General features: G+C 38.0%; 11 protein-coding genes and 1 pseudogene. 6 read left to right on the top strand and 6 right to left on the bottom strand.

The annotated features are described in order from the left end of the window. The first annotated feature begins 195 nt into the window (after positions 1–195). Positions 196–416 (top strand): annotated as a pseudogene (locus tag SGJ10_05700) (DUF433 domain-containing protein). Further along, a complete protein-coding gene (locus SGJ10_05695) occupies positions 416–715 on the top strand; it encodes a DUF5615 family PIN-like protein (GenBank protein ID MDZ4757617.1) in 300 nt (99 codons plus the stop codon). The pseudogene SGJ10_05700 and the gene SGJ10_05695 overlap by 1 nt, the downstream one beginning before the upstream one ends. 69 nt (positions 716–784) lie before the next feature. Here SGJ10_05695 and SGJ10_05690 read toward each other — a convergent pair whose 3' ends face one another. The 3 genes from SGJ10_05690 to SGJ10_05680 all read right to left on the bottom strand — a co-directional run bounded on the left by SGJ10_05690 (position 785) and on the right by SGJ10_05680 (position 4,622). Further along, entirely contained in the window at positions 785–1,174 is a 390-nt protein-coding gene (locus SGJ10_05690) for a hypothetical protein (protein ID MDZ4757616.1), read from the bottom strand. A gap of 392 nt (positions 1,175–1,566) precedes the next feature. Further along, positions 1,567–2,019: a DUF5606 domain-containing protein gene (locus SGJ10_05685; protein MDZ4757615.1), complete on the bottom strand. Its 453-nt coding sequence runs from the start codon at positions 2,017–2,019 to the stop codon at positions 1,567–1,569. A 146-nt stretch (positions 2,020–2,165) separates the two neighbouring features. Then, on the bottom strand, positions 2,166–4,622 hold the full coding sequence (locus SGJ10_05680) for a sodium-translocating pyrophosphatase (GenBank protein MDZ4757614.1): 2,457 nt from the start codon (positions 4,620–4,622) through the stop codon (positions 2,166–2,168). 100 nt (positions 4,623–4,722) lie between these two features. On the opposite strand from SGJ10_05680, the gene SGJ10_05675 reads away from it, so the two are divergent. After that, a complete protein-coding gene (locus SGJ10_05675) occupies positions 4,723–4,965 on the top strand; it encodes a hypothetical protein (GenBank protein ID MDZ4757613.1) in 243 nt (80 codons plus the stop codon). A 233-nt stretch (positions 4,966–5,198) separates the two neighbouring features. Further along, positions 5,199–5,411 carry a DUF2442 domain-containing protein gene (locus SGJ10_05670; GenBank protein ID MDZ4757612.1) on the top strand — a complete coding sequence of 71 codons (213 nt, stop codon included), beginning with the start codon at positions 5,199–5,201 and terminating at the stop codon, positions 5,409–5,411. A gap of 125 nt (positions 5,412–5,536) precedes the next feature. On the opposite strand, the gene SGJ10_05665 is transcribed toward SGJ10_05670, so the two are convergent. Beyond that, positions 5,537–5,815: a hypothetical protein gene (locus SGJ10_05665; protein ID MDZ4757611.1), complete on the bottom strand. Its 279-nt coding sequence runs from the start codon at positions 5,813–5,815 to the stop codon at positions 5,537–5,539. Between the two features lie 1,302 nt (positions 5,816–7,117). Between SGJ10_05665 and SGJ10_05660 the strand changes: the two genes are divergently transcribed. Both SGJ10_05660 and SGJ10_05655 read left to right on the top strand, forming a co-directional pair. Beyond that, positions 7,118–10,483, top strand: coding sequence for an adenosylcobalamin-dependent ribonucleoside-diphosphate reductase (locus SGJ10_05660; protein MDZ4757610.1), 3,366 nt, complete (start codon positions 7,118–7,120; stop codon positions 10,481–10,483). A gap of 191 nt (positions 10,484–10,674) precedes the next feature. Further along, positions 10,675–11,088, top strand: a complete 414-nt coding sequence (locus SGJ10_05655; protein ID MDZ4757609.1) for a transposase — start codon at positions 10,675–10,677, stop codon at positions 11,086–11,088. 273 nt (positions 11,089–11,361) lie between these two features. Here the strand turns inward: SGJ10_05655 and SGJ10_05650 are convergent, their stop codons facing one another. Continuing rightward, positions 11,362–12,636, bottom strand: a complete 1,275-nt coding sequence (locus tag SGJ10_05650) for a hypothetical protein (GenBank protein MDZ4757608.1) — start codon at positions 12,634–12,636, stop codon at positions 11,362–11,364. A 27-nt stretch (positions 12,637–12,663) separates the two neighbouring features. Next, positions 12,664–13,647, bottom strand: coding sequence for an NAD-dependent epimerase/dehydratase family protein (locus tag SGJ10_05645; protein MDZ4757607.1), 984 nt, complete (start codon positions 13,645–13,647; stop codon positions 12,664–12,666). Positions 13,648–13,760: the final 113 nt, after the last annotated feature.

Here is a 13,760-nt window from a genome sequence, read left to right as displayed (position 1 = left end):
TTATTCGTTTACGTTATGTAAAAGAAGAAGTGTTGGTATTGGAATGATTTTATTAAGAATTTCAGCCGCTGGGGTTGAATGCTTTGTTAAGCTTATGGATGGCTTAGAAACACCTTGGCTCATTTAGCAAACAAGAAAAAAGCAAAGCATATTCAATTTTTTTGTATTTTTGTAATACAATAATAGTGTTTAGAAATGGTAAATTACAGAGAAATTATTAGTATTGATTCCGATATTAGATTTGGGCGACCTTGTATTTTAGGAACCGCATATCTGTGTATGATGTGCTTAGTTGGTTAGCATCTGGTATGAATAATACAGAAATTATAAAAGACTATCCCGAATTAAACGAAGATGCAATACAAGCATGTTTAGTATATGTTGCCGATAGGGAACACAAAATAAGGGTGGCATAATGAAGCTGCTGTTTGACCAGAATATTTCGTTTAGAGTTTTATCGCAGATAGAAAGCCAATACCCTATTGCAAAACAAGTGAGGATGTTAGGGTTATACAATTTGAAAGATAAAGAGATATGGGAATACGCTAAAAAGCATCGATATATTATAGTGACTTTTGATGGCGACTTTTATGAACTATCAAACTATTATGGTCACCCACCTAAAATAATATGGCTTAGGATGGGCAATATGAGCACAGAAAAAATCGCTGAATTATTGATATATAGATTTTCTTTAATTGAGGAATTTATCTAGAACGATAACTATAAAGATATAGCTTGTATCGAGATTAATAAATAAGATTTGACAACTCTGTTTGGAAAACTACAACCCCGCAAACAACTTCTCCAATCTCTCCTTCTTCAAAATCTTCTGTCCAGTTTCGCCTGTTGCAATAATGCGGTCGTGTACTTTTGCTTCGAAACTACATATAATTTCGTGGCCATTTATTGCAGTTATAATACCTGTAATAGTTACTACTGAATTAAGTAAAGCAGGACTATGATGTTTAATATTTAAAAAAGTTCCGATGCCTTCCTCGTCGGCTTCTTTCATATTAAGAACAAACTGTCGGGTGGTCCATTCGGCATCGCGGCCCAGGGCAAAGGTGGCGTAAACAGGGTGTACTTCGCCTGTATCGAAAGTGGCGGTGTCATGGTCGGTAACGGTAAATTGGAGGGTGGTTGTGTCGCCTATTTGGTGGGAGTTTTTCATGGAAGTATTATAATTTTTATTATCTAATACAAGATGTTAACCAACTACTTTTATTGTCGCCTCGCTCGCCGCGAACTCCGATAACTATCGGGGCTTCCTTTTTACACAAAAAGGAAGCAAAAGTGTTTTTATTTACAAAGGTGATTTTTTGCTTCGGGTAAGACCCTTGCAAAAACCGTGGTCAAAACAACAGCTTTCTTCTCATCCAAAATATTCTTAATATAAAGAACTGCTCATCATTTATATTTTTTGGTAGCTGTTATTTTGCCACCCCGCCGCAGCGGGCTGCTGTAAATAAAAATGGCAGTATTCTAAGATTTAAAATTTGTGTTTCAAACTTTGCCCATGGTTGTCCCGAATGCTTGCGGGACAACCAACCATAATTATATGGCTTACTCCCCAGCAGCTTCTTCCTGCTCTTCGCTTTCAGCTTTTTCGGAAGCTTCAGCTAGGTTTTCAAAATCTAAAACAGGTTCGAGTATGCGATACCAGTTTGCCAATTTTTGAATATGCGAATCATACACTCTTGATTTATCAAAATCGGGCAAAGCCATTTCCATAAAATGGTGTAAATCTTTAATACTGGCTTTAGGAGCAGGTGGTTCCAATTCTTGGTTTTTAATGCGGAGCATGATATCGCCCAATCGCACATCTTCGCTCAAGGCAAACATCGCAATCTCGCTCAATATAGAAACCTTGTTGCTTAAAGCTACAGGCATGCGTTTGCGTCTTTCGTCCAGCGACTCAACGATGATACCGTTTTTACTGCGGCCTACTATTTTGTGTAGTCCTTGCACACCGCCTATAGAAACTACGTCTTCTAATTTTATTTTTTCTTCGCTCATGGTATATTTTTTACGTCATTACGAGCTGCTTCAGCGTGGCAATCTCGTTGTCGTGTCTCCGATTTGAATAGATTCTTAGCAGTCCCGAATGCTTTTGGGATGCTCAGAATGACGGTGCGGGACTCGCAATGACGTTTATATATTATTTATTTCGTAATAATTTTCTTTTCGTGTTCGTGTGCATCACATTTGTCTTTGCCTTTGCAGCAAGCTTCTTTGCAGTCTTTGGTTGGGCATGTAGTACCTTCTGGGCAAGCACAAACTCCACCTTCGCAATGTGGTTTGCCACCTTTCATGTGGGGGCAGTTTGCACCATTTTTATCCATGCATTCTTTGCTGCATTGTTCTTCTTTTTCACCGCAACAAGCGTCTTTGTCTTCGCAAGCTGAATCACTTTTGCAACAATCTTTTTTGTCTTCGCACTGGCCTTTTCCGCCATGACATTGTTCCATTTTGTCTTTGCACACCATATCTTTTTCAGAACCACCGCCATTAACAGCGATATATGGAGCAATTACTAAAGATACAATCGACATTAATTTAATTAATATATTCATGGATGGACCAGAAGTGTCTTTGAATGGATCGCCCACAGTATCACCAGTTACAGATGCTTTATGTGGTTCAGATTTTTTGTAGAACATTTCTCCGTTAATCATCACACCTTTTTCAAAAGATTTTTTTGCATTGTCCCAAGCACCACCAGCATTGCTTTGGAATATTCCCATCAATACACCACTTACAGTAACACCAGCCAATAATCCACCCAATACTTCTGGGCCAAATGTGAATCCAACTAGCACTGGAGTTATTAAAGCAATAGCACCCGGCATCATCATTTCGCGGATACTTGCTTTGGTAGAAATTGCAACACATTTTTCATATTCAGGTTTTGCTTTGTATTCCATAATTCCAGGAATTTCGCGGAACTGGCGACGGACTTCTTCCACCATATCCATCGCTGCTTTTCCTACTGCTTGTATACATAATGCAGAGAATATAAATGGTATCATACCACCTACAAATAAACCTGCCAATACATTTGCTTTATATATATTAATTTCATTGATACCAGCAATACCCACAAAGGCTGCAAATAATGCCAATGATGTAAGAGCAGCAGAAGCAATTGCAAATCCTTTTCCTGTGGCTGCTGTAGTGTTTCCAACCGCATCTAAATTATCAGTACGCTCACGAACTTCTGGAGGTAATTGACTCATCTCTGCAATACCACCTGCATTATCTGCAATAGGACCAAAGGCATCGATAGCTAATTGCATTGCAGTGGTTGCCATCATACCTGCTGCGGCAATAGCTACACCATATAATCCTGCAAAATAATAAGAAGCCATAATACCCGCAGCCAAAGTTAAAATTGGGATAACGGTTGATTTCATACCTACTGATAAACCACCTATGATATTAGTAGCATGCCCAGTAGCTGATTGACGGATAATAGACAACACAGGTTTTTTGCCCATAGCTGTATAATATTCGGTAACAATACTCATGATTGCACCCACCACAGTTCCTACCACAATAGCCCAAAATACATTTAGTTTTGAAAACTCATAACCACGTAAACTCAAGGTATCGGGCAACATCCACATTACTATAAAATAAGAGGCAACAACGGTTAATAACATAGAAGCCCAGTTACCCATATTCAATGCACTTTGCACGTTCGACTTATCATCTTTAATGGTAACAAACCAAGTTCCTACTATTGAGAATAAAATTCCCAATCCACATATAACCATTGGTAAAAGAATTGGTGACATTCCACCAAAATTATCGCTTACTTTAATTTCTTGGCCGAGTACCATGGTTGCTAATATCGTTGCTACATAAGAACCGAATAAATCGGCACCCATACCTGCAACGTCACCTACGTTATCGCCTACATTATCGGCAATGGTAGCAGGGTTACGTACATCATCTTCTGGAATTCCAGCTTCTACTTTACCTACTAAATCTGCTCCTACATCGGCAGCCTTGGTATATATGCCGCCACCCACACGGGCAAACAATGCGATACTTTCAGCACCTAGCGAAAAACCTGTAAGTACTTCAATGGCTGTTTTTACATATTCTGCATTTACACCATCATTAAAAATTCCTAAGAAAGCAATGAACAAACCGCCCAAGCCTAAGATAGCCAAACCAGCAACGCCTAAGCCCATTACAGTTCCTCCTGTAAATGAAACTTTCAATGCTTGTTTCAAGCTGGTACGAGCTGCTTGTGTGGTGCGAACGTTAGCTTTGGTAGCTACTCGCATTCCTATATAACCTGCAGTGGCCGAGAATACAGCACCTATAACAAAGGCTATAGAAATAATCCAACTTGAGTGAATTTCTTTGCCATTAATTTCGTGAATGGTTCCTGAATAGGCAAGTAATGCTGCAGCAAAAACAACGAAAATACTGAGTACTTTCCATTCGGCTTTTAAGAATGCCATAGCACCGTCGGCTATATAGCCTGCAAGCTCTTGCATGTTTTTATCACCGGCGTCTTGCTTGCTTACCCAAGCACTTTTGATGGCCATTACAATAAGGCCAATGATTCCCAATGCGGGCACTAAGTAAATTAGATTTTGTTCCATGTTATACGATATAATTTATTTATAATTTTAGTCTTGATTCAATTTCTAGCAAATAGAATTTGGGGGGCAAAGGTAAGGGTTGAATTTTTATGGGGCAAATTTGAAGGGATTTACGATTTACGATTGCGGATTTACGATTGTTGCTGACGCCAATGCTTGGCTTAAGAAGGAAATAAAAAGTACTACCTTTGTAGAACAAAATAAGAATCAAGATGGAAAACAAGAAAGTCACAATGCCATCGAAATTAATGGAGTCAGCAAGGATCGGGCGAATGCTGTGGGGTCAACAATCGCCAATGACTCAAGAAGATTTATTGAATCCAATCCGCCTAAAAAAATCTGATATGTTAAAAAAAACAGTGATAAAGTAGTAAAAGATGCGGCTAAGGCAAAAGATGTTTATATACCAAATTATAACACAGAAAGCTATACAAGTTATTCCCAAGCAAAACCATTTTTTGGAGGTTTCATTTGAAAATGGTGAAATGAAAATGTTCGATTTTAAACCCTATCTAATACCAATTCTTAACCTATAATAGTTCTCCGCCTGTGGTGGATTTGGTTTGTAGAATGGTAATGCCGAACTACATCCCGAAAGCATTCGGGATTAGTCCCTTTCTTTTGGACTATTATATATTGAGTTTCGGTATATACTCCCCAGTTTACGCTCAACTTATAGATTTTGAATTATTCCAAAAAGCCAAAATTTCTGCTGCTACTGCCTCTTGGGATAATGATATTGATATTGACCCCGATAGATTGTATTTGGAAAGTGTGCTGATTGATTGAAATGGAATTGGAACTTTCGCTTCGTCAGTCGGATCCTCGATAGCTATCGGGGCCACCCTATTGAACTCACATCCGCCGCGGCGGACGCTCCGCTTAAACTTGCGAGGGCGGATACTTACAGATTTCTATTTCTTCTGCTTGCGTGTAAATCCATACTCTAGCCCAATGCTTGCCCCACTACTTTTTAAAGGAGTAGACTGTAACCAATAATTATAGCCCTTAAAATAACTTTTATGGTAGGTGAAAGATAGTTTAAATTTAGAGTTCAATTTAACCAAACCTCCTAGGCCAAATCCAAGTAATTTATTATACTTGGGTTCATTCTTTGTCCAATCACCATAATCTCTATTAGGCGGTGGTAGAGAATAATCATAGTTATATAAGTCGTAATAAGATTTAACCATTCTACAATAACTCCAATTAAGGCTTCCTGTAAAAGAAAAAATTTTATTAATTGGAAGTAGTCCTATAAATCTAATAGGTAAAGATATATATGAGTACTTAACCGTATTAATAACTGTGAGAAATATTTTGCTTACAGGAGGAGGAGATATACCTAAATATGTAACACGAGTTGAATAGGTTGAATAACAGACACCAACATTTAGTTTTAAGTAATTATTTATTGAATATATAAATGATGCTCCGCTACCATAGCCGGGCCTTGCCGATATAAATCTTTGTGGATTTTCGTTAAACTCACGATCATTATTTACTTGAGTACCTCTGTGTATATATGGTTTGGAAGTGTGGGATTCCTTAAAAAACACCTACAGAAACCTTTTGACTATGGGCAGTTGTTACCAAAATAATAAGTAAGGAGAAAGCAAAAGCACTTTTCATACTTCAAATAAAGAAGCAAAAAGTTAAAAAATCAAACTTTTTTATTTTAAACATCCGCAATTTGTTTTGTATAATATTCGTGCTCCTATTTAGCTATTATAGAAATGCAATAATAAAAAATAGTAGGCTTAGAAATATCTGAGCTTGTTTATGACGCTTAAGCCGCGTGAGGGATAGTAGTGGACCTGCCGCTGGCAGGCCGCAGTGAGGGTCCGATAGCTATCGGACGAGCGAGGACTTGCAGCGTATAGCCCGACGCCGCTTCGGCGGCACGCCCAAAGTATTATAATATAGTATATAGTATATATTATAAAGTAGCACCCTTCGACTCCCATTCGACTATGCTCATGGCAGGCTGTTCAGGGTTTCAATTTCAAGTATATATTATAAGGAAGGTTATGTGAAGTATTTGAGGAGATTTAGATAATAGTTTATATCTGGAGAGTTTGCAAATATTCACCATCCAACTATTATATAAGCATACGTTTAATTATATATAATTGATGATGTGGTAATGAAAAAAAGGGAAGCAATTTCCTAATTCTCCGTGGAAAAACCATGTCGCAATAACCTGTACCCAAAAAGAGACACAAGGCAAATTGTTTTTATAACCACTTGTCCACAAAAGCATTGATAATACAGGGCTTCCCAATGTCAATAAATCGTTATCCACATAGCTAGAGCCTTTGCTATTATAAGGATTTGCCTGTGGAAAAAGTATAGGTGTGGAAAATGGTATTTGATATAGCCGAGGATACGAAGCTACATTTGACCTCCCGATGTGATAGAAATATTCTCACGAAAGAAATTAACACATCTATATATACCCCTTCGAAAGTCTAACCAAAAAATTATATACCACCATGCAAAAATCTAAAGGCCTTCCGTTTAAACGGCATTTTACCAACGATAACACACCTGTTGTCGACATGTTTCAATACGACCTTCGCCAGTCTGTGATTAAAAATCCAGCGGGTGATTACGTATTTAAGATGGATAATGTGGAAGTGCCGAAAGAATGGAGTCAGGTGGCTACAGATATATTGGCTCAAAAGTATTTCCGCAAAGCGGGCGTACCACAAGCCGATGGAAGCATGGGTGCTGAAACAAGTATAAAACAAGTAGCACATCGTATGGCTTACTGTTGGCGTACTTGGGGCGAACGTTATGGATATTTTGCAACCGCAAGCGATGCACAAGTTTTCTATGAAGAGCTGGTATTCTCTATCACTAGTCAACAATGTGCACCTAATAGTCCACAATGGTTTAACACGGGTTTGCATAGCAGTTATGGTATTACAGGAAAACCTCAGGGGCATTATTATGTTGATCCAGAAGATCGCCAATTGAAACAATCAACCTCGGCTTATGAGCGTCCACAACCGCATGCATGTTTTATATTAAGTGTGGATGATGACTTGGTAAACGAAGGTGGTATTATGGACCTTTGGGTTCGTGAGGCTCGTATATTTAAATATGGTAGTGGTGTAGGAACTAACTTCTCAAAAATTCGTGGTGGTGGTGAAACCCTTTCGGGTGGCGGAACTTCATCGGGATTGATGAGTTTCCTAAAAATAGGTGACCGTGCCGCAGGTGCAATTAAAAGTGGTGGAACTACTCGCCGTGCAGCCAAAATGGTTTGCTTAGATTTGGACCATCCCGAAATTGAAACCTTTATAGATTGGAAAGTAAACGAAGAAAAAAAAGTAGCTGCATTAATAGCTGCAGGATATGATAGTGGTTACGAAGGCGAAGCTTATGCAACCGTTGCAGGGCAGAACAGTAATAACTCAGTTCGTATACCTGATGAATTTTTTAAATGCTTAGAAGAAGGTGGCAACTGGGGATTGAGAGCCCGCACAGATGGCCGCGTGATGAAAGAAATTGATGCACAAAAAATGTGGGACAAAATTGGTTACGCAGCTTGGGCTTGTGCCGACCCTGGAGTACAATTTAATACAACAATTAACGATTGGCATACCTGCCCCGCAGGTGGCCAAATTAATGCATCGAACCCATGCAGTGAGTATATGTTTTTGGACAATACCGCTTGTAATTTGGCTTCGTTCAACTTAATGAAATTCTTTAATACAAAAACTTTAGAGTTCGATGTAAAAGGATTTGAATATGCTACCCGTCTTTGGACAACGGTATTGGAAATTTCTGTAGCAATGGCTCAGTTTCCTAGTAAAGAAGTGGCTCAATTAAGTTATGATTATCGTACACTTGGTTTGGGTTATGCCAATATGGGAACCATGTTAATGGTAAGCGGCATTCCTTATGATAGTCCAAAAGCTACTGCTATTATAGGTGCTATCACCGCTATTATGACTGGTGTGTCTTATGATACTTCTGCTGAGATGGCGAAACACTTAGGTGCTTTCGATAAGTATAGTGATAACAAAGAAAATATGTTGCGTGTAATGCGTAATCACCGTTATGCAGCGTACAATTCTCCCAAAGAAAATTATGTAGGAATTAATACACAACCAGTAGGTATCGATCCTAAATTTTGCCCTGAATATTTATTATCTGCTGCATGCAATGCATGGGACCAAGCGGTGCAGAATGGTGAAAAATATGGATACCGAAATGCTCAAACAACGGTGATAGCTCCAACAGGAACTATAGGTTTGGTAATGGATTGTGATACTACTGGTATTGAGCCAGATTTTGCGTTGGTGAAATTTAAAAAATTATCGGGTGGTGGTTATTTCAAAATCATCAACCAAAGTGTACCCGATGCTTTGCGTAATTTGGGTTATGCTGAAAGTGAAATAAAAACGATTGTTACTTATGCAATAGGTACTGCTTCATTAAAAGGTAATACACCCATCAATGAAGAAAGTTTATTGGCCCGTGGTTTCAATCGTGAAGAATTAGCTTTGGTTGAAGCTGGTTTGGGTGCTGCTTTCGAAATAGGATTTGTATTTAACCAATGGACTTTCGGCGAAGAAACTATGCAACGTTTAGGTTACGTACCTGAACAATATAATGACCCCAAATTTAATATGCTTCGCAGCTTGGGCTTTACCCGCACAGAGATTGAGCAAACCAATGATATAATATGTGGTACCGGAACCATAGAAGGTGCACCTATATTAAGAGAAGAAAATTATCCTGTATTCGATTGTGCGAATCGTTGCGGAAGCAAAGGTGTTCGTTATATACATGCACATGCACATATCAGATCGATGGCTGCAGCACAACCTTTCATTAGTGGTGCAATTAGCAAAACTATAAACTTACCAAACGAAGCTACTGTTGATGAAATAAAAGCTTGTTACCTCGAAAGCTGGAAATTGGGTTTGAAAGCAAATGCATTATATCGTGATGGTTGTAAATTGAGTCAACCATTGAGCAATAAATCGGATGTGGTGGATGAAGAAGTGATAGAAACTGCACTGGCTGGCAAAGGTGATATTAATATAGACAATATGCCTTGGGATGATGTATTGAAAGCGGTACAAAATGTTTTGAATACTACTGAAACTCGTGAGTTTGCTGGACAACTTGCACGTATGATAGACAAAAAACGTTTGCCCAATAAACGTAATGGTTTCACACAAAAATCGAAAGTAGGAGGACAAGTTGTATTTGTTCGCACAGGAGAATATAATGATGGAACACTGGGTGAAATATTTATTGATATGCATAAAGAGGGAGCGACCTTCCGCAGTATCATGAACTGTTTTGCTATAGCAGTTTCTATAGGTTTGCAACATGGAGTACCTTTAGAAGAGTATGTAAATAAATTCACGTTCACACGTTTCGAACCCAGTGGATTTGTAGAAGGACATGACAATATAAAATCGGCAACCAGTATTACAGATTATATATTCCGTATGCTAGGTTTCGAATACTTAGGCCGTACCGATTTGGTTCAAGTACAATCGCCCACTATTGAAGATGTGGTAGAAAAACAAAACGAAATATTTGGTGTAGGAATCGATGATCCAGAGTATGATGCAAACGAAGAAGATGCACGCCCACCAGCAATAGGTTTTGTATTGAGTAATACTGCAACTATAATTGCTGAAAATCCAGTACTTGCAAAGCCTGCAGTAAAGGTTGCACCTGTTAGAGCCAAACGCCAAACAAGCAGCGACGAATATTTGAAAACCATGCAAAGTGATGCACCCGCATGTAATACTTGCGGACATATAACAGTACGCAGTGGTACTTGTTACAAATGCTTGAACTGTGGAAACAGTTTGGGGTGTAGTTAGGCTTCGATAAACTCAGCCAGACAATATAAAGAAAAACTATTTTATTATAATTATAAATGAAGCCTGTGAGAAATCATGGGCTTTGTTGTATAGTAATAAAAAATAACATACATGAAGGCAATGTCCGTGGTTCCCGCTGCGGCGGGCCCACCAACCACAAACGTGATTGAAAAGTTTCATATATTTGCTTCATGTATTTTTTCACCTCAACTATTTTGAATTGGCAGAACTTGCTACGTGATGATAAAGCAAAAGATATTATAATAAATAGTTTGGGATATTTAAGCTATAGTAAACAAGCAGCTATACATGGTTTCGTTATTATGCCCAATCACATACATCTTCTCATAACAGTACTAGAACCAAATAAGTATGATACGGTTACGAATGGCTTTATTAGATTTACAGCACATGAATTTAAAAAATTCATCAAAGAAAACTATCCTGAAAAGCTGAAGGAATATATATCTACACAAGCTGATCGAGATTTTCACTTTTGGGAGAGACGACCATATAATATTAAAGTAGAAAGTGAGAAAATAGCCTGGCAAAAGTTGGATTATACCGAAACTCAATATATAATAGTCCAAAAAAAGGGGGACTAAACATATTGTAGTTCGGTATTACCATTCTAAAAACTAATCCGCCACTGGCGGAGAACTATTTTAGGTTAAGAATTGGGATTAGTTGCTTTTTCAGGTTTTACGCCAGGTAAAAAAAATGGGAGTATAATAAAGCAGCACAAATGACGAGAATCATCCGATAGTACAATTCTGGTAAAATAAAAATGTAGGATACGTGCTGCGATTATCAATCCAATGGACTACTGGAATTGAAATGGGAATATGATTTTTAGAATTGGCATTATATTGGTATAATTATTTCGTTCCCCTAAACAAATTATAATTTGATAAAATACAAAACGAAACCACCAAACTGCTCCAAAACAAGTAGGAGTATGGTACTAGCACAAAAGCAAAAACAGTAGTTAATATAACTTTTAGTGCAGCAAGGTGTAATAGTTGTTGTGGGTATTTGTTATGCTTTTTATATACAAATACAATAAGTAATAAGGAAGCAATAATGGAAACTAAAAGTAATATATTTTTATATTGAGCAATTTTTTCCATCAAGTCACCAGGGAAATTATTATAACCCCAGGATGCAAAACCTAATCCTTGAAATAATTGAAAAGGCTTGTCGGTAGGGGCTTGCCAAGCTTGCCCTTTCCATTCGCCCACTGCCGCTATATCATAAGCTTTGCTACCTTCAATAAATATATTAGTATCTTTTAATAAAAAAGGTATTATATAAAATATACTCACAAATAGTAATACCCAACCCAATTCCTTGAATAATCTTTTTTTATCATTCAACCATTCCAATACCAAAGCTGCAGGCAAATAAAAAACTACTGCATAACGTGAAAGCAAGGTAAACATGAGCCCTATGCTACGACCAAGAATATGATTGTTTGAAAGAAATACAGCCAATATAAAATAGTATGATGCAATTAATAACTCCACGGTATGGGCAATTTCGTTTGACTGTTTCCAGAAAATTAAAAATAGAAAAACTATCGGTAGTGCAAGTTTTATATATAAATTTTTTAGGCCATCATTTTTCTGAAGTAGGAACTTGATATATATAAATGAAGCGATGAAATAAAAAGTCAATGGAATCCATCTGGGGTCTATGCCCATTAATTTGCTCACTACAAAGGGTAACCAATGCATGGGCAAATAGTTGGGAGTCCAGTTGCCGTAGCCCAGCCCTGGAGCAAGAGCATATACATAGTCACCATTTAAAAATCGGTCGACATATAATGTGTCAATAAAAGGAATGATATCGGATTTTTTTATATCAATGGGATTGGTAACAAAAATATGTTGTGCCCAAAATCCAAAAAGTAAAAATAGGAGAGCAAAAAAGCTATATATATATTCTTTTTTTACGGAGATAATTTTGTGGGTACTGCTTGCAAAATCCAACTTTGTGAAGAAGGGAAGTAGTGCGATGGCAAGCCCGGTAACTGTGAAGAGGACAGGTGCTACAATATAGCCCAATCGTTGCCTAAGAGAAAAGAAAATGAGTAATTCAATGATGAATGCACTATATAAAAAAAGAACCCCTTTGTTTATATGTATATTCATTTTTCGGGATATTATATATAATACATTTTATTGCATCTTCCGTTCGAGATAAGACAAGCAACGTTTGATGCCTTCTTCAAATGGAATTTCATATTCGAAACCGTGGGCCTTTTGTTTTTCAGTATCACCGCCGCGGGCAAATACGCCTTCGGGCTTGTCGCTAGTACCTGTTACTTCAGGATTATATCCCACAATTCCTGCCGACATTTTTGCAAACTCTATAAAGCTGGTAAATATTCCTGTGCTTAGGTTCAGTGCGGTACCGTCATCAATTTGATCCATGGTGGTTATTACTCCACGAACACAATCTGATATATGTATAAAGTCACGCATCTGCTTGCCGCTGCCCCAAACAGAAAGATGCTCCTCACCTTTATTTTCCAAAGTACGTTTACATATACTGGGAAAAGGGTAGGTCATATCTTGGTCCTCGCCATAACCACTAAACGGACGATACGATACTGATTTTAAACCATGACGTTCGTAAGCCAATAATGCCAAATATTCATTCGTCAATTTTGCCCACCCATAGCTCATATCGGGCATGCCTATATCACCATCAAAAGATATCATATCCTCCTTCAATAATATATAATGATTGTGTCTTTGTAATTTAATTGGGTATGCAGCACTCGAACTAAAACATATAGTTTTTCCAGGATTTGCTTCCTTGGCCCATTGCCAGTATTCACTATCAATAGAAAGGTCATCAGCAACAGCAAGTGGGTTGTTTTCTATCATCATTCGTCCACCCACCATCGCAGCTAAATGGAATGCATAATCGTATTGTGTATGTTTGTGATGTTTGAAAAATTTTCTGCAATCTTCTTTGTGAAAATGAAAATTATCAAAATCACGGGGTTCATATAAGGGCCATCCATCTGCTGGGTCAATACCACCAGTTAAGGGGGCAACCAAATCTACACAATCCACGTCAGCACCTTGTTTGAGCCAATGTTCTGTAAAATGTCTGCCCACAAAACCTGCTCCACCTGTTATAAGAATTTTCATGATTTTATTTTATTATTATTGTTATGTCAGTCGGCCCCGACAGCTATTGGGATATCGAAGACCGTCTTCGATATCCGCCGCGGCGGACAGACTGACATATATATATATATTAT

The sequence above is a fragment of the Bacteroidota bacterium genome (genome assembly GCA_034439655.1).
Classification (GTDB): Bacteria; Bacteroidota; Bacteroidia; order UKL13-3; family UKL13-3; genus CANJUD01.
The sequence above is the reverse complement of the archived record's forward strand: the minus strand, read 5'-3'. Positions and strand labels throughout refer to the sequence as shown.